The sequence below is a fragment of the Ottowia sp. genome (genome assembly GCF_046348305.1).
GTDB lineage: Bacteria > Pseudomonadota > Gammaproteobacteria > Burkholderiales > Burkholderiaceae_C > Ottowia.
On sequence record NZ_JAXMEM010000006.1, the window covers coordinates 100,713 to 117,119 of the forward strand.

At 68.6% G+C, this 16,407-nt stretch carries 14 protein-coding genes and 1 tRNA gene; 12 read left to right on the forward strand and 3 right to left on the reverse strand.

Translation table 11 applies throughout. The annotated features are described in order from the left end of the window. The first annotated feature begins 44 nt into the window (after positions 1 to 44). Entirely contained in the window at positions 45 to 845 is an 801-nt protein-coding gene (locus tag U1F38_RS08180) for an SDR family oxidoreductase (RefSeq protein WP_409986561.1), read from the forward strand. Between the two features lie 130 nt (positions 846 to 975). Here U1F38_RS08180 and U1F38_RS08185 read toward each other — a convergent pair. Next, a tRNA-Lys gene (locus U1F38_RS08185) sits at positions 976 to 1,051 on the reverse strand. 167 nt (positions 1,052 to 1,218) lie between these two features. Between U1F38_RS08185 and U1F38_RS08190 the strand changes: the two genes are divergently transcribed. Beyond that, on the forward strand, positions 1,219 to 2,562 hold the full coding sequence (locus U1F38_RS08190; RefSeq protein WP_409986562.1) for a serine hydrolase domain-containing protein: 1,344 nt from the start codon (positions 1,219 to 1,221) through the stop codon (positions 2,560 to 2,562). A 13-nt stretch (positions 2,563 to 2,575) separates the two neighbouring features. On the opposite strand, the gene prmB is transcribed toward U1F38_RS08190, so the two are convergent. Both prmB and U1F38_RS08200 read right to left on the reverse strand, forming a co-directional pair. Further along, positions 2,576 to 3,505, reverse strand: coding sequence for a 50S ribosomal protein L3 N(5)-glutamine methyltransferase (prmB, locus tag U1F38_RS08195; RefSeq protein ID WP_409986563.1), 930 nt, complete (start codon positions 3,503 to 3,505; stop codon positions 2,576 to 2,578). A gap of 119 nt (positions 3,506 to 3,624) precedes the next feature. After that, on the reverse strand, positions 3,625 to 3,903 hold the full coding sequence (locus U1F38_RS08200) for a hypothetical protein (RefSeq protein WP_409986564.1): 279 nt from the start codon (positions 3,901 to 3,903) through the stop codon (positions 3,625 to 3,627). A 141-nt stretch (positions 3,904 to 4,044) separates the two neighbouring features. Between U1F38_RS08200 and argA the strand changes: the two genes are divergently transcribed. The 10 genes from argA to xdhA all read left to right on the forward strand — a co-directional run bounded on the left by argA (position 4,045) and on the right by xdhA (position 16,403). After that, complete coding sequence (gene argA, locus U1F38_RS08205; protein WP_409986565.1) at positions 4,045 to 5,391, forward strand: amino-acid N-acetyltransferase; 1,347 nt, start codon at positions 4,045 to 4,047, stop codon at positions 5,389 to 5,391. 171 nt (positions 5,392 to 5,562) lie between these two features. After that, positions 5,563 to 6,648, forward strand: coding sequence for a nitrogen regulation protein NR(II) (glnL, locus tag U1F38_RS08210; protein WP_409986566.1), 1,086 nt, complete (start codon positions 5,563 to 5,565; stop codon positions 6,646 to 6,648). Positions 6,649 to 6,663: 15 nt separating this feature from the next. After that, on the forward strand, positions 6,664 to 8,151 hold the full coding sequence (ntrC, locus tag U1F38_RS08215; RefSeq protein WP_409986567.1) for a nitrogen regulation protein NR(I): 1,488 nt from the start codon (positions 6,664 to 6,666) through the stop codon (positions 8,149 to 8,151). A 263-nt stretch (positions 8,152 to 8,414) separates the two neighbouring features. Beyond that, a complete protein-coding gene (locus tag U1F38_RS08220; protein WP_409986568.1) occupies positions 8,415 to 9,167 on the forward strand; it encodes a TorF family putative porin in 753 nt (250 codons plus the stop codon). Between the two features lie 60 nt (positions 9,168 to 9,227). Then, on the forward strand, positions 9,228 to 9,566 hold the full coding sequence (locus U1F38_RS08225; RefSeq protein WP_409986569.1) for a P-II family nitrogen regulator: 339 nt from the start codon (positions 9,228 to 9,230) through the stop codon (positions 9,564 to 9,566). Between the two features lie 26 nt (positions 9,567 to 9,592). Then, positions 9,593 to 10,879, forward strand: a complete 1,287-nt coding sequence (locus tag U1F38_RS08230) for an ammonium transporter (RefSeq protein WP_409986570.1) — start codon at positions 9,593 to 9,595, stop codon at positions 10,877 to 10,879. A 272-nt stretch (positions 10,880 to 11,151) separates the two neighbouring features. Continuing rightward, positions 11,152 to 12,141: a Bug family tripartite tricarboxylate transporter substrate binding protein gene (locus U1F38_RS08235; protein WP_409986571.1), complete on the forward strand. Its 990-nt coding sequence runs from the start codon at positions 11,152 to 11,154 to the stop codon at positions 12,139 to 12,141. A gap of 203 nt (positions 12,142 to 12,344) precedes the next feature. Next, positions 12,345 to 13,712: an amidohydrolase family protein gene (locus U1F38_RS08240; protein ID WP_409986572.1), complete on the forward strand. Its 1,368-nt coding sequence runs from the start codon at positions 12,345 to 12,347 to the stop codon at positions 13,710 to 13,712. Between the two features lie 102 nt (positions 13,713 to 13,814). After that, positions 13,815 to 14,702 (forward strand): xanthine dehydrogenase accessory protein XdhC, encoded by an 888-nt coding sequence (gene xdhC, locus U1F38_RS08245; RefSeq protein ID WP_409986573.1) that lies wholly within the window; start codon positions 13,815 to 13,817, stop codon positions 14,700 to 14,702. A gap of 135 nt (positions 14,703 to 14,837) precedes the next feature. Continuing rightward, a complete protein-coding gene (gene xdhA, locus U1F38_RS08250) occupies positions 14,838 to 16,403 on the forward strand; it encodes a xanthine dehydrogenase small subunit (protein WP_409986574.1) in 1,566 nt (521 codons plus the stop codon). Positions 16,404 to 16,407 lie beyond the last annotated feature (4 nt).

Sequence of the window (16,407 nt, forward strand, 5' to 3'; positions counted from 1 at the left end):
ACCCGGGCAGCCCCGGCACGCGGCAAACCAAAAGGAGCGAGCCAATGACCCCCTCATTCGACGCGTTCGCCGATTTCCACATGGACGGCCACAACGTCGTTGTCACCGGCGGCGCCCAGAACATCGGCGCGGGCATCGCCAGAACGCTCACCGGCGCCGGCGCGAACGTGATGATCGCCGACCTTCAGGGCGACAAGGTCAAGGCCACGGCGAAGCGCATCGCGGACGAGACCGGTGGCCGCTGCCTGGGAATGGCCTGCGACGTGACGAACAAGGACGACATCGACGCGCTGGTCAAGGCGACCGTCGAAGCCTTCGGCGGCATCTCGACCTTCGTCAACAACGTGGGCCGGGGCCCGCGCCACGCCGACCCGACGGCGATCACCGAAGAGGAACTGGTCAATGCCTACCGGCTGAACACCGTCAGCGCCTATCGCATGTCGATGGCCTGCCTGCCGCACCTGCTGAAGGCCGAGAACCCCAGCATCACCAACTCGGGCTCGTTCGCGTCGGCCGTGCCGGCCTACGACATCCTGGCCTACGGCACGGCCAAGGCGGCGCTGAACCAGATGATGATCTCCATCGCCCACCTGCTGGCGCAGAAGGTGCGGGTGAACACCATCCTGATCGGCACGGTGATGACCGAGGGCTACGGCGATGCGGGCCTCGACGCCGCCACGCAGGAGCGGCTCAAGCACCCCGACAACCTGATCGGGCGGACCGGACAGCCGCGCGACATCGCCAACGCCATGCTCTGGCTCGCCTCGCCCGCGGCGGCCTGGGTCAGCGGCCAGATCGTCAAGGTTCATGGCGGCGGCTCCGTTGTCCGCCTGTTCGGCCAGTGACACCACGGGGCAAGAAGCCGGCCCATGGCGCCGCAGCCGTCCGCGCCGAAGTCGCCGCGCATCGCCTGCCCCGGCCGGGCATGAAAAAACCGTGCTGCATATTTTGCAGCACGGTTTCTTGGGGGGTATCTGGTGGGCCCTGTAGGGGTCGAACCTACGACAAACGGATTAAGAGTCCGCTGCTCTACCAACTGAGCTAAGAGCCCGATTTCGTCTGACGATCAGTCGTCCGAAGCCGCGCATTGTACTGTGAATTGAACAGGCGCTGCAATGAGCCTGTATGACACGCGCCCAACGCCGCCGTTGCAGGCCCGTCGCTTGTCCCGCACGGTCAGAATGGGGCTTGCCCCGGACATCCGATTGGACGACCTCGATGCAACGCACCGTCAACCCGCTTCTTCACCGATCCGCCCTTGGCGCGGCCCTTGCCTTGGCCGTGGCGGGCTTTTCGATGCCCAGCCCGGCCGAGGCAGAAAAGCCGGTGCTGTCGGCGCAGCAAAGCGATCCCGTGCGCATGGGCTGGATGCAGGGCTTTCCGCCGCCGAAGGACCGGCAGCTGCGCTTTGCCGATGGCTCGTTCTTCGAGTTTCCGGCCATGCGCTGGAGCGTGGTGCACATGAGCGAGTTCATGCCCGTGGTCAACGTGTCGCGCGGCCTGCGCGCGCCCGATCCGCTGCCTTACCGCCTCGATCCACGCATCGATGCCATCGCGTTCCGCCCGACAAACGCGGACAAGGACATGACGTGGGAAGAATCGCTTTGGCAAAACTACACCGATGGCATCGTGATCCTGCACCAGGGCCGCATCGTCCATGAAAGGTATTTCGGCGCACTGGCGGCGGACCGCAGGCACGCCGCGATGTCGGTGACCAAGTCCCTCACCGGCACGCTGGGCGCGGTGCTGGTGGCCGAGGGCGCGCTGGACGAGAACAAGCGGGTGGCCGACTACATCCCCGAGCTCAGGGACTCGGCCTTTGGCGATGCGACGGTGCGGCAGGTGCTGGACATGACCACGGCGCTGCAGTTCAGCGAGGACTACGCCGACCCCAAGGCCGAGATCTGGCAATACTCGGCCGCGGGCAACCCCCTGCCCAAGCCCAAGGGCTACGCGGGCCCCGTCGGCTACCACGCGGCGCTGCAAACGATCAAGAAGGGCGGCGTGCACGGCGAGGCATTTGGCTACAAGACCCCCAATGCCGACGTGATGGGCTGGCTCGTCGCGCGGGCCAGCGGCAAGGCGGTGGGCGAGCTGCTGGCCGAGCGCGTATGGCGCCGGATCGGCATGGAGCAGGACGCCTATTACTCGGTGGACGAGCTGGGCACGCCCTTTGCGGGTGGCGGCTTCAACGCCGGCTTGCGCGACATGGCGCGCTTTGGCGAGCTGATTCGCAACCAGGGCCGCTGGCACGGCGAGCAGATCCTGCCCGCCCGCGCCATCGAAGACATCGCCCGCGGCGGCAGCCAGGCGGCGTTTGCCAAGTCGGACCACCCCGAACTGCCCGGCTGGTCCTATCGCGACATGTGGTGGCACACCGCCAACGCGCACGGCGCCTTTGCGGCGCGCGGCGTGCATGGGCAAACCATCTACATCGACCCGGCGGCAGAGATGGTGATCGTGCGCTTTGCCTCGCACCCCATTGCCGCCAACAGCGCCAACGACGCCACCTCGCTGCCGGCCTACGAGGCCGTGGCGCGCCATCTGATGGGTCGCCAGTAGGCTGGTGCGCCACTCACCCGCCGGCCCCGCCGGGCAGGCCCAGCAAGGCTTGGCGCGTGATGAGCAGCACCTGGTCGGCGCCGGCGCTGGTCTCCAGCCAGAACACGGGCAGCTCGGCAAAGGCGGCTTCGAAGTGCGCGCGCTCGTTGCCGATCTCCAGCACCAGCACGGCGTCCTCGCTCATGCGCGCGGGCGCGTCGGCCAACAGGCGGCGGATGAAGTCCATGCCGTCCGCCCCGCCGGCCAGGGCCAGCTCGGGCTCGGCGCGGTATTCGTCGGGCAGGCGCGCCATGCTGTCGGCATTGACGTAGGGCGGGTTGCACAAAATTAGATCCCAGGGGCCCGGGCACGCAGCCAGGCCGTCGGACTCGATCAGCCGCACGCGTTCTTGCAAGCCGTGCTTGGCCACGTTGATGCGCGCCACGGCCAGCGCGTCGCTTGAAATGTCGGCGCCGGTCACGGCGATCTCGGGCCAGGCCATGGCGGCCAGGCAGGCCAGGCTGCCGTTGCCGGTGCACAAATCGAGCACGTGGCGCGTCTGGTCGGACAACCACGGATCGATGCTGCCGTCGGCCAGCAGCTCGGCAATGAAGCTGCGCGGCACGATGGCGCGCTCGTCCACGTAAAATGGCACGCCGGCCAGCCAGGCCTCGCGCGTGAGGTAGGCGGCGGGCTTGCGGGTGGCGATGCGCGCTTCGAAAAGAGTAGCTATCTGCGCTTGACTGGCGGGCGCTACAGCCTGATTTTCCATTGAATCCGGTTCATCGCCCAAGGGACTGTCCAGCGGCAGGCCCAGGCACCACAGCACCAGCCAGGCGGCTTCGTCACGGGCGTTGGTGGTGCCGTGGCCAAAGGCGACGCCGGCGTCAGCCAGCTGCGCCGCGCCGCGTGCGATGAGCTGGCCCACGGTAGCGGCGGCAGGGTCGGTTGTCGGGGAATTCATCAAGGCCATGAGGTTCACAAAAGACGCGGCCTGGAGCTGCCGCGCGAGCACGTTCGCGCTGCGGATTTTGACCCATGGCCGACGGGAACCTCGTCGCGGCGCCGCGGCCGCGCGGCCTTTCAATGGGCTGGCGCGGCGGTTTGCAATGTGCCCGCGTGCGCCGCGTCACCCTGCCCGGCCCGCTGCTGGGCGGCTTTTTGTTCGGCCGCCTTGGTTTTGGCGATGTGCCGCCCGGCAAAGCAGCCGCCGACGGCGCCCAGCACGGCATGGTGTCCGGCATAGTGGCCGGCCACCGCGCCCACCGCCGCCCCCTTGATGCACCCCTTGGCGCTGGCCACGCCCGAGGAGAAGGCCAGAACGGCGGCCAGGCCGCAAGCGGCCAGAGTGGACGGTTTCATGGTGAACCCTTTCAAAATGTTCAAGTCCATTCAACGCAGCGGCGGCTCGCCCGGTGGACAAACCGGCACTGCCCGCGCGCGTTATCCTTGCGCCCGCCCGGATCTGCGCTTGCAGGCGCCCTCCTCCCACTACTTCCGCCCATGTCGACTGTTTTCAACTTCACCTTCGTGCCCTGGTTTCGCTCGGTCGCGCCCTACATCCACATGCACCGTGGCAAGACCTTCGTGGTGGGCCTGGTGGGCGAGGCGATTGCGGCGGGCAAGCTGGCCGCCATTGCCACCGACCTGGCGCTGATCCAGAGCATGGGCGTCAAGGTGGTGCTGGTGCACGGCTTTCGCCCGCAGGTCAATGAGCAGTTGCAGATCAAGGGCCACCCGGCGCACTATTCGCACGGCCAGCGCATCACCGACGCCGTGGCGCTGGACTGCGCGCAGGAGGCCGCGGGGCAGCTGCGCTTCGAGATCGAGGCGGCCTTCAGCCAGGGCCTGCCCAACACGCCCATGGCGGGGGCCACGGTGCGGGTGATCTCGGGCAACTTCATCACCGCGCGGCCCATGGGCATCATCGACGGGGTGGACTTCAAGAGCACGGGCGTGGTGCGCAAGGTGGACGTGGCGGGCATTCGCCGCTCGCTGGACGGCGGCGCGATGGTGCTGATCTCGCCCTTCGGCTTTTCGCCCACGGGCGAGGCCTTCAACCTGGCGATGGAAGAAACGGCCACCTCGGTGGCGACGGCGCTGCAGGCCGACAAGCTGCTGTTCGTGACCGAGACGCCCGGCCTGCGCATGCGCCCGGGCGAGCCGGCATCGGACGACAACCCGATCGACACCGAGATCCCGCTGGCCGAGGCGCGCGCCCTGCTGGCGCGTCTGCCCGCGGCCGAGCAGCCCGCCGACGACAGCTTTTACCTGCGCCACTGCGTCAGTGCGTGCGAGCACGGCGTGGAGCGCAGCCACATCGTGCCCTACGCCACCGACGGCTCGCTGCTGCTGGAGGTGTACGTGCATGACGGCATCGGCACCATGGTGGTGGACGAAAAGCTGGAGAGCCTGCGCGAGGCCGACGCCGACGACGTGGGCGGCATCCTGCAGCTGATCGAGCCGTTTGAAAAGGACGGCACCCTGGTCAAGCGCAGCCGCACCGACATCGAGCGCGACATCGGCAACTACACCGTGCTGGAGCACGACGGCGTGATCTTTGCCTGCGCCGCGCTCTACCCTTACCCCGACGCCGGCACGGCCGAGATGGCGGCGCTCACCGTGTCGCCGCAAAGCCAGGGCCAGGGCGACGGCGAGAAGGTCCTGAAGCGCGTGGAGCAGCGCGCGCGTCTGATGGGCCTGAAAAGCATCTTCGTGCTGACCACGCGCACCATGCACTGGTTCATCAAGCGCGGCTTTCAGCCCGTCGATCCGGACTGGCTGCCCGACGCGCGCAAGCGCAAGTACAACTGGGATCGGCGCAGCCAGGTGCTGGTCAAGGAGCTTTGACAGCAGGCGCTGCTGCAAGCCCCAAATACCGGACGCAGAGGACGCAAAGAGTACGCAAAGGACGCGAAAAATTTCAAAAACGTTCGACCCGAGCAGGACACAATTTTTTGAATTTTTTGCGTCCTTTGCGATTCCTTTGCGTCCTCTGCGTCCGGCTGTTTTCATCCCTCGATGAGCACCCCGCCCGACCCCCTCGCCCCCGAGGCCTTCGACCTGCTGTGCACGCTGGTAGCCGTGGTGCGCGCGGACGGCCGCTGCGAGCTGGTCAATTCGGCGCTGGAAAACGCGCTGTGCCAGTCGCGGCGCAAGCTGGTGCAGGGTCAGGCCACCGACTGGTTTGTCGACCCGGCGCCGCTGCTGGGCGCGCTGCAGCGCACGGGCCAGCTCATCGTCAGCCGCTTCGAGGCCACGCTGCACGGCCCCGCGCCGGGTGCGCACCCGCTGCCGGTGCACGTCGTCGTCAGCCCACTGGAGCGCGGCGGCGCCGGCGCCAGCGTGCTGGTGGAGATGACCGAGATCGAGCAGCAGAGCCGGCAAGACCGCGAGGAGCGCACGCACCGCCTGGCGCGCGAGCAAAAGGAGCTGCTGCGCAACCTGGCACACGAGATCAAGAACCCCCTGGGCGGCATCCGCGGCGCGGCGCAACTGCTGGCGATGGAGGCGAGCGCGCGCCACTTCGCCGAATCGGCCGAGTACACCGACGTCATCATCCACGAGGCCGACCGCCTGCAGGCGCTGGTGGACCGCCTGCTGGCGCCGCACCAGCGCGCGCTGGTGCTGGGCGAGGTCAACATCCACGAAATCTGCGAGCGCGTGCGCTCGGTGGTGCTGGCCGAGTTTCCGCGCGGCCTCGCCATCTTGCGCGACTACGACGCCTCGCTGCCCGAGCTGCGCGGCGACCGCGAGCGCCTGATCCAGGCGCTGCTCAACATCGTGCGCAACGCCGCGCAGGCGCTGGCCGGGCGCATCGCCCAGGGCGACGCGGCCATCACCCTGCGCACCCGCGTGGCGCGCCAGGTCACCATCGGCCACCAGCGCTTCAAGCTGGCCATCGAGCTGCAGGTGCAAGACAACGGCCCTGGCGTGCCGGCGGATTTGCGCGAGCGCATCTTCCAGCCCCTGGTGTCCGGGCGCGAAGGCGGCACCGGCCTGGGGCTGGCGCTGGCGCAGACCTTCGTGCAGCAGCACGAGGGCACGATCGAACACGAGAGCGCGGACGGATCGACGCGGTTTACCCTGCTGATTCCGGTACGCTGAAAACCTGGAGCCCCCATGAAACCCATCTGGGTCATCGACGACGACCAATCCATCCGCTTCGTGCTGCAACGTGCGCTCGAGCGCGAGCAACTGCCGGTGCGCCTGTTCACCGATCCGCGCGAGGTCATCGCCGCGCTGGACGCGGGCGACGCACCGCAGGTGCTGGTGAGCGACATCCGCATGCCCGGCGGCAATGGCATCGAGCTGCTGGCCGAAGTCAAGCAACGCCAGCCCGCGCTGCCCGTCATCATCATGACCGCCTACACCGACCTGGACAGCGCCGTCGGCGCCTTTCAGAGCGGCGCGTTTGAATACCTGCCCAAGCCCTTCGACGTGGCCAAGGCGGTCGAGCTGATCCGCCGCGCCGTGGGCGAAAGCCGGCCCGTGGACGCCGCCGAGCCCGGCAGCGCCGGGATGCCGCAGATGCTGGGCCAGGCGCCGGCCATGCAGGAGGTGTTTCGCGCCATCGGCCGCCTGAGCCAGAGCCAGGCCACGGTGCTGGTCACCGGCGCCAGCGGCACCGGCAAGGAACTGGTGGCGCTGGCCCTGCACCGCCACAGCCGGCGTGCGCAAGGCCCTTTCGTCGCCATCAACACCGCGGCGGTGCCCAAGGATCTGCTGGAAAGCGAGCTGTTCGGCCACGAGCGCGGCGCCTTCACCGGCGCACAGGCCACGCGGCGCGGGCGCTTCGAGCAGGCCGCCGGCGGCACGCTGTTTCTGGACGAGATCGGCGACATGCCGCTCGACTTGCAGACGCGCCTGCTGCGCGTGCTGAGCGACGGCCAGTACTACCGCGTGGGCGGCCACCAGCCGCTGAAGGTGGACGCGCGCATCATCGCCGCCACCCACCAGAACCTGGAAGAGCGCGTGAAGGGCGGCAGTTTTCGCGAAGACCTGTACCACCGCCTGAACGTCATCCGTCTGCGCCTGCCGCCGCTGCGCGAGCGCCGCGAGGACATCCCCGAGCTGGCGCGCTTCTTCCTGGCGCGCAGCGCGCAGGAGCTGGGCGTGGAACCCAAGCGTATCGCCGACACGGCGCTGGCGCGCCTGGCCGCATTCGACTACCCCGGCAACGTGCGCCAGCTCGAAAACCTGTGCCGCTGGCTGACGGTGATGGCGCCCACACAGTTGATCCAGAGCGAGGATTTGCCGGCCGACCTGTTTGGTGCGGCGCCACTGCACGCCGCCACGCCTGTCAGCACGCTCGCGCCAGCCACTGCGCCCGCCGAGGCCCGTGCCGCGCCGGCCGCTCCGGTCGCAAGCGGATTCACCGAGGCAGGCACGCCCGCCGACTGGGCAGCCGCCCTCGCCCACGAGGCCCGCGCGCGCCTGCAGGCCGGCGAGCCCGACGTGTGGAAGCACCTGGCCGACCGCTTCGAGGGCGAGCTGCTGCGCGCCGCCCTGGCCCTCACCCACGGCCGCCGCGCCGAGGCGGCGCAAAAGCTGGGCATCGGGCGCAACACCATCACGCGCAAGATGCAGGAATTGGGGCTGGAAGACTGATTCAGCCTCAGGGCCGGCGCAACGCCGGCCCCGGCCTGCACGCAAACGTGCACAGCCATGCACGCCCGTGGTGCGCCGCCGGTTGGTGCGCACGCCCTGAACCGGGGCATCCAAGGCCCACAACCAAACCGCGCCCGCACGCCGTGCCTGCGTCGCAGCGCCGCCGCGTGCTCCGGGATTTGATCTGGCACGCTTCCTGCTTGAAGCCTTGCATCCGCCATTTCAACTTCAGGAGAGAGGCCTTGCCCCATCGTTCGCACCCCTTGATTTCCCCTTTGCTGGCCGCCGGCCTTCTCGGCGCCAGCCTTGGCGCGTTGGCGCAGACGGCCGAGCCGCCCGCGCCGGCCGCGCCGGCCGTCACGCCCGAGCACAGCCTGAGCTTCAACGTCGGCATCACCAGCGACTACCGCTACCGCGGCATCTCGCAAAGCCGCCTGAAGCCCGCCGTCAGCGCGGGGGCGGACTACAGCCATTCAAGTGGCCTGTACGTGGGCACCTGGCTGTCGTCGATCCGCTGGATCAAGGACGGCGGCGGCGACGCGCCGATGGAATGGGACGTGTACGGCGGCTACAAGGGCAGCGCCGGCCCCATCGGCTATGACGTCGGCCTGCTGCGCTACCAGTACCCCAGCGCGCAGCTGGCCGTCAGCCCCAACACCACCGAGATCTACGGCGCGCTGACCTGGGAAATGGTCACGCTGAAGTACTCGCACGCGCTGACCAACCTGTTCGGCGTGGCCGACAGCAAGGGCAGCGGCTACCTGGACCTGAGCGCCAACTTCGACCTGGGCGACGGCTGGTCGGTGGTGCCGCACGTCGGCCGCCAGGGCGTGCGCCACAACGGCGCGCTGGCCTACACGGACTACGCGCTGACGCTGAACAAGGACTTCGGCAACGGGCTGTCGGCCAGTGCCGCCGTGGTGGGCACCAATGCCGACAAGGCGCTGTACGTCACGCCCTCGGGGCGCTTTACGGGCAAGCCGGCGCTGATGCTGGGCCTGAAGTATTCGTTTTAAGAAAAAAGCCACTCCAGCGCCCGCCCAACAAGCGCAACAAGCTATCAAAAAGGAAGCGACATGAAACTGGTGACCGCCATCATCAAACCCTTCAAGCTCGAGGAGGTGCGCGAAGCCCTGGCCGCCGTCGGCGCCTCGGGCCTCACGGTGTCCGAGGTCAAGGGCTTCGGCCGGCAGAAGGGCCACACCGAGCTGTACCGCGGCGCGGAATACGTGGTCGACTTCTTGCCCAAGATCCGCATCGAGGCGGCCGTGGCCGACGGCGATCTGGAGCGCGTGATCGAGGCCATCGAGCAAGGCGCGCGCACCGGCAAGATCGGCGACGGCAAGATTTTCGTCACCTCGCTCGAGCAGGTCATCCGCATCCGCACCGGCGAGACCGGCACCGAAGCCATTTGATGGCACGCCCAGAGGACCGCAAAATCATGAAACGAATTCTTCTCTCGCTCGCCCTGCTGCTGGCCTTGCCCGCCTTTGCCGCCGACGCTCCCGCACCCGCGCTCAACTCGGGCGACACCGCCTGGATGCTGACCTCGACCCTGCTGGTGATCCTGATGACCATCCCCGGCCTGGCGCTGTTCTATGGCGGTCTGGCGCGCAGCAAGAACATGCTGAGCGTGCTGGTGCAGGTGTTCGTCATCTTCTCGCTCATCACGCTGCTGTGGGCCATCTATGGCTACAGCCTGACCTTCAGCGGCGAGGGCAACTTCTTCGGCGGCCTGGACAAGCTGTTCTTGAAGGGTGTCACGCAAGAAACCTTCGGCGCGCTGCCCACCATCCCCGAATACGTGTTTCTGGCCTTCCAGGGCACCTTCGCCGCCATCACGGTGGCGCTGACGGTGGGCGCCTTTGCCGAGCGCGCGCGCTTTTCGGCGGTGCTGCTGTTCGCGGTGCTGTGGTTCACCCTCAGCTACGTGCCGATCGCCCACATGGTGTGGGGCGGCGGCCTGCTGGCCAAGGACGGCGCGCTGGACTTTGCCGGCGGCACCGTGGTGCACATCAACGCCGGCATGGCCGGGCTGGTGGGCGCCTACATGGTGGGCAAGCGCATCGGCTTTGGCCGCGAGGCGATGGCGCCGCACAGCCTGACGCTGACCATGGTGGGCGCCTCGCTGCTGTGGGTGGGCTGGTTCGGCTTCAACGCCGGCTCGGCCGGCGCGGCCAACGGCCAGGCCGGCCTGGCCTTCGTCACCACTGTGCTGGCCACGGCGGCGGCCACGCTGTCCTGGAGCGCGGCCGAGGCGCTGCACAAGGGCAAGGCCTCGATGCTGGGCGCGGCCTCAGGCGCCGTGGCTGGCCTGGTGGCGGTCACGCCGGCGGCCGGTTTTGTCGGCCCCATGGGCGCCATCGTCATCGGCGCGGTGGCCGGCGTGGTCTGCCTGTGGGGTGTGGGCGGGCTCAAGCGCATGCTGCGCGTGGACGACGCCTTCGACGTCTTCGGCGTGCACGGCGTGGGCGGCATCGTCGGCGCCATCCTGACCGGCGTGTTTGCCGCGCCCGCCCTGGGCGGCGCGCAGGGCGCGGACTTTGCCATGGCCCAGCAGGTGTGGGTGCAGACCAAGAGCGTGCTGATGACCGTGGTGTGGTCGGGCGTGGCGGCGTTCATCGCCTTCAAGATCGCCGATCTGGTGTTTGGCCTGCGCGTGAGCGAGGAAGACGAGCGCCAGGGCCTGGACATTGCCAGCCATGGCGAGACGGCTTACGTGCGGTGAAAGGGCGCCCCCCAATCTCCACTCGCTGCGCGATGTTTCGCCTTCCCCCTTGCCGGGGGCATCGCCAGTGACCGGGGAAACCCCGGCCACGGCGATCGCGGGCATGGCCTGCTTCGCGGCCGTGGGGCCCATGGGCTTCAACCGCTCCCCGCGCAAGCGCACGTAGGCTCCATCGTCATGGAAAAGCGGGGGGCGGGAAAACCGCGGTTCGACCTGGGCCGCGGTGCCGCTACATTGAGGCTTCTTGACAAATCACACACGGAGACACCTCGATGCCCTATTCCCGCCCCCTCACCCGCCGTCACATCACCCAGGCCGGCCTTGGCCTGCTGGCCGCCAGCGCCCTGGGCGCGCGTGCGCAAGGCGCCTGGCCCGCCAAGCCGGTGCGCGTCGTCGTCGGGTTTTCCGCCGGCGGCACCACCGACATCGTGGCGCGCCTGATGGCCAAGGAGCTGACCGAGGCGCTGGGCCAGCCTTTCATCGTCGACAACAAGCCCGGCGGTGGCAGCAACATCGCCACCGACCAGGTGCGCGCGGCCGAGCCCGACGGCTACACGCTGCTGATGATGGCCGTCACCAGCACCATCAACCAGACGCTCTACACCAACGCCCGGTTCAAGCTCGAGCGCGACTTCGACGGCGTTGCCCTGTGCGCCAAGATGCCCAACATCCTGGTCGTCAACCCCAACGTGCCGGCGAAAACCGTGCCTGAATTCATCGCCTGGCTGAAGGCCCAGGGCGACAAGGTGTCCTACGCTTCGTCGGGCAGCGGCACCTCCATCCACATGGCGGGTGAACTGTTCAAGGTGCGCACCGGCACCCACGCCGTGCACGTGCCCTACAAGGGCAGCGCGCCGGCGCTGACCGACCTGATGGGCGGGCAGGTGCAGTACATGTTCGACAACATGATCTCGGCCTGGCCGCACGTGCAAGGCGGCAAGCTGCGCGCGCTGGCCGTCACCACCAAACAGCGCTCGCCCTCGGCACCCGACGTGCCCACCATGGAGGAAAGCGGCGTGGCGCCATTCGACGTGACCTCCTGGTTCGGCCTGGTGGCCCCCAAAGGCACCCCCAAGGCCGTGTTGAACAAGATCAACGACACGGTCAACCTGGCGTTTGACAAGCCCGAGGTCATGCAGGCCTACGCCAAGCTGGGCGCCGTGGTCGAAAAAAACAGCCCGCAGGACTTCAACCGCTTCATCCACGCCGAGGTCGAGGCCTGGGCGCCGGTGGTCAAGGCTTCCGGCGCGCGCGTTGATTGACCGGCGTCGCGGCTCGGCGCATCCGCCACGGCCATGCGCCGCGCCCCCAATGCGCGCATGATCAGCTTTTCGGCGCCAAACGAATGGCTGCCGCGGCGGCGCGGGCCGCACGCAGGTCTGCGACCCATCATGCGGCCGGCAGCCGCCCGCGACGCTGCGCTGGCAGGCGCCCGACCTGTTGACTTTCGAAAGAGACACCCACAATGACCGCCCAAATCCTGCACGCCGACCACCTGCTCACGATGGACGCCGACAACCGCATCATCGAGCAAGGGGCCGTCTTGATCGACCAGGACGGCCGCATCGCCGCGACCGGCTCCATTGCCGAAGTCGCAGGCAAGCATCCTGCCGCACCCGTGCGACGGCTGGCCAACCGACTGTTGATGCCGGGTCTCATCAACACGCATGCGCACTCGGGCCTGCTGCGCGGCACGGCCGAGGGCCTGCCCGTGTGGGAATGGCTGCGCCAGCACATCGATCCGATGCACCGCGTCGTCAACGCCGAAGAGGCTGAACTCGCCTCGCGCCTGTGCTATGCCGAAGCGCTGCTGTCGGGCACGACCACCGTCGTTGACATGTGGCGCCACATGGAAGGCAGCGCGCGCGCCGCCAGCGATCTGGGCATCCGCGCCGTCCTGGTGCCCTACGTGGCCGAACACCCCCAGCACGACTACTTCGAGACGCTGGACACCAACGAGGCATTGATCGAGCGCTGGCATGGCCGCGCCGATGGCCGCGTTCACGTCTGGGTCGGCCTGGAGCACATGTTCTACGCCACGCCCGAGGCCTGGCGCCGTTGCACCGAGATGAGCCGCCGCCACCGGGTCGGCTTTCACACGCACAGCAACGAAAGCCAGTTCGACGTCGAAGAAACCCAGCGGCGATACGGCATGCGGCCGATTCAGGCGCTGCAGGAGTTTGGCTTGCTCGATGCGCATCGGGTGCTGCTGGCGCATTGTGTCTGGACCTCCGAAGACGAAATGGATCTTCTTGCCGCAAAGCGTGTCGGCGTGGCCCACAACCCGGTCAGCAACATGAAGCTGGCCAGCGGCGCGGCGCCGGTCGAGGCCATGCTGGCCCGCGGCATTGCCGTGGGGCTGGGCACCGATGGCGAGAAGGAGAACAACAATCTCGACATGTTCGAGGAGATGAAAACCGCGTCGCTGTTGGCCAAGCTGTCGCGCCTGGACGCCGCCGCGCTGGATGCGTGGTCGGTGTGCCGCATGGCCACCATCGGTGGCGCGCGCGCGCTCGGGCTGGATCAAACCATCGGATCAATCGAAGTGGGCAAGGCCGCCGACCTGATTGCCGTGCGCACCGACACGCCGCGCATGACGCCGCTGCTGGGCGGCGCCGGCGGCAATCTGCATCACAACCTGGTGCATGCGGTGCAAGGCGGTGACGTGACCCTGACCATGGTGGCCGGGCGCATCGTGGTGGACGACGGCAAGCTGCTCTCGGGCGATCTGGCCGACACCATTGCCCAGGCCAATCGCGCCGTGCCCCTGCTGTTCGAGCGCCGCGCGCGATGGTTGCGGGAGCACGAAACCGTGGATGCCTTGCATGGTTAGCGACCAACGGGGCGAATGCACGCCCGCGCCCGCTTCAGCCTGAACCGGATCGCGGGCCCCTGCGATTCGATCCCTCGGTTCCAACCGCGGCACAATGCGCGCATGACCACGACCTCGGCGCTGGACGAATGTTTGCAGCGGCTGCACCGCGGCGTCGGCGTGCTGGTGCAGGTGGCCGAAACGCGCGGCTCGGCCCCGCGCGAGGCCGGCACCTGGATGGTGGTCTGGCCCGATGCCCTGAGCGCCACCATCGGCGGCGGCCAGCTGGAATACCAGGCCATCGCCGAGGCGCGCGCCCTGCTGGCCGGCGACACGAGCGCCCCGCGCCACGGCGAGGTGCGGCGCTACCCACTGGGCCCCAGCCTGGGGCAGTGCTGCGGCGGCATGGTGTTCTTGCGCTTCGAGCGGATCAGCGCCGCCGACGCACCGGCGCTGCGCCAGCGCCTGCAAGCGCGCCTGACGCCACTGGCCCTGTTCGGCGGCGGCCACGTGGGCCACGCCCTCGTGCGGGTGCTGTGCACCCTGCCCTATGCCGTGTGCTGGATCGACAGCCGCGACCAGGTGTTTCCGGCCGCGCTGCCGGCATCGGTGCGCACCGAATACAGCGACCCGGTGCAAGCCGCCGTGCACGATTTGCCGCCCGGCAGCCGCGTGCTGATCATGAGCTTCAGCCATGCCGAAGACCTGGACATCGTGATCGCCTGCCTGGAGCGCCTGCGCGAGCGCGATGACCTGCCCTACGTCGGCCTGATCGGCAGCAAGACCAAGTGGGCCACGTTTCGCCATCGTCTGTCGGCGCGCGGCTTCAGCGAGGCCGAGCAGGCGCGCATCACCTGCCCCATCGGCATCCCCGGCATCACCGGCAAGGAGCCCGAGGTGATTGCCGTGGCCACCGCCGCGCAGCTGCTGCTGATGGCGCCCCCCGGGCCGGGCGCCCGGCCGCAAACCCTGCCGAAAACGGCGCAATCCGCCGCCCATTGTCCGGGTTAACCCGGGTGTTATGCGGCCCGCAACATGTCGGATATGGAACATCCGATATGCCACGATGCAAAAGAAAGGCGCACCATTGCGGCATAGCCCGCCAGGCGCCAAGTTGCGCCCGTGCCCTTGACCGGGAGATTCGCCATGACCCATCCAACATCCGCCGCCACGCCCTCTCAAGTCATCCGCTTTTTCCACCGCGGCGCCGTGGTCACCGTCACCGGCGAGCCGACCACGCGCACCGTGCTGGACTGGCTGCGCGAGCGCGAGCGCGCCACCGGCACCAAGGAAGGCTGCAACGAGGGCGACTGCGGCGCCTGCACCGTGGTGCTGGGCGAGTTGGACGCCCAGGGCCAGTTGCAGCTCGCCAGCGTCAACGCCTGCATCCAGTTCCTGCCCACGCTCGACGGCAAGGCCTTGTTCACGGTGGAGGATTTGCAGGCGCTGGGCCAGGACAAGCAGGCCGCGCGGGCCCACGACGCCGACCTGCACCCCGTGCAGCAGGCCATGGTCGAGTGCCACGGCTCGCAGTGCGGCTTTTGCACCCCCGGCTTCGTGATGTCGATGTGGTCCACCTACGAGGCGCACCAGCAGGCCGGCACCCGTCCGTCGCGCCAGCAGCTGGCCGATGACCTGTCGGGCAACCTGTGCCGCTGCACCGGCTATCGCCCCATTCTCGACGCCGGCCAGCGCATGTTCGATTTGCCCGCCGTGCGGCTCGACCGTGCCGCCGTGGTGCGCGCCCTCGAGGGCCTGAAGGCCCCCGCCGCGCTGGACTACACCGCCGCCACCCGCACGCCGCAGGGCGAGCGCACCAACCACTTCCACGCCCCGCGCAGCGCCGACGAACTGGCCGCCCTGCGCCTGGCCAAGCCCCAGGCGCGCATCCTGGCCGGCTCCACCGACGTGGGCCTGTGGGTCAACAAGCAGTTTCGCGACGTGGGCGATCTGATCTACACCGGCCGCGTGGCCGATTTGCAGCGCGTCGAAGAGTGCGGTGACGAGCTGTGGATCGGCGCGGCTGCCTCGCTGGAGGACGCCTGGCGCGCCCTGGTGCAGCGCGCGCCGCAGCTCACCGACGTGTGGCTGCGCTTTGCCTCGCCGCCCATCCGCCACGCCGGCACCATGGGCGGCAACGTGGCCAACGGCTCGCCCATCGGCGATTCGCCCCCCATCCTGATGGCGCTGGATGCGCAGATCGAACTGCGCAAGGGCGCCGCGGTGCGCCGCATGCCGCTGACCGACTTTTATCTGGACTACATGAAGAACGCCCTGCAGGACGGCGAGTTCGTGCAGGCCGTGGCCGTGCCGCTGGCCGCCTTCAAACGCCAGGTGCGTGGCTACAAGATCAGCAAGCGCTTTGACTGCGACATCTCGGCGCTGTGCGCCGGCATGGCAATCGAAGTGGATGGCGGCAAGGTCAAGAGCATCCGCCTGGCCTACGGCGGCATGGCCGGCATCGTCAAGCGCGCCGCCCACGCCGAGGCCGCCCTGCTGGGCCAGCCCTGGACACAGGCCAGCGTGCGCGCCGCCCAGCAGGCCATGAAGCAGGACTATCAACCGCTGACCGACATGCGCGCCAGCGACGGCTATCGCCTGCAGGTGGCGCAAAACCTGATCGAGCGCCTGTGGCTGGAAACCCGCTCCGACGCGCCGCTGGCGCCCGGCGACACCAGCGTGTTCAGCGTCCTGCCGCACGCCACGGCCTGAAGCG

Coding starts and splice junctions, on each gene's coding strand:
- argA (WP_409986565.1), top strand. CDS start 4,045: ATGTCGACTGTTTTCAACTTCACCTTCGTGCCCTGGTTTCGCTCGGTC.
- xdhA (WP_409986574.1), top strand. CDS start 14,838: ATGACCCATCCAACATCCGCCGCCACGCCCTCTCAAGTCATCCGCTTT.
- U1F38_RS08190 (WP_409986562.1), top strand. CDS start 1,219: ATGCAACGCACCGTCAACCCGCTTCTTCACCGATCCGCCCTTGGCGCG.
- prmB (WP_409986563.1), bottom strand. CDS start 3,505: ATGAATTCCCCGACAACCGACCCTGCCGCCGCTACCGTGGGCCAGCTC.
- glnL (WP_409986566.1), top strand. CDS start 5,563: ATGAGCACCCCGCCCGACCCCCTCGCCCCCGAGGCCTTCGACCTGCTG.
- U1F38_RS08230 (WP_409986570.1), top strand. CDS start 9,593: ATGAAACGAATTCTTCTCTCGCTCGCCCTGCTGCTGGCCTTGCCCGCC.
- U1F38_RS08235 (WP_409986571.1), top strand. CDS start 11,152: ATGCCCTATTCCCGCCCCCTCACCCGCCGTCACATCACCCAGGCCGGC.
- ntrC (WP_409986567.1), top strand. CDS start 6,664: ATGAAACCCATCTGGGTCATCGACGACGACCAATCCATCCGCTTCGTG.
- U1F38_RS08240 (WP_409986572.1), top strand. CDS start 12,345: ATGACCGCCCAAATCCTGCACGCCGACCACCTGCTCACGATGGACGCC.
- U1F38_RS08200 (WP_409986564.1), bottom strand. CDS start 3,903: ATGAAACCGTCCACTCTGGCCGCTTGCGGCCTGGCCGCCGTTCTGGCC.
- U1F38_RS08180 (WP_409986561.1), top strand. CDS start 45: ATGACCCCCTCATTCGACGCGTTCGCCGATTTCCACATGGACGGCCAC.
- xdhC (WP_409986573.1), top strand. CDS start 13,815: ATGACCACGACCTCGGCGCTGGACGAATGTTTGCAGCGGCTGCACCGC.
- U1F38_RS08225 (WP_409986569.1), top strand. CDS start 9,228: ATGAAACTGGTGACCGCCATCATCAAACCCTTCAAGCTCGAGGAGGTG.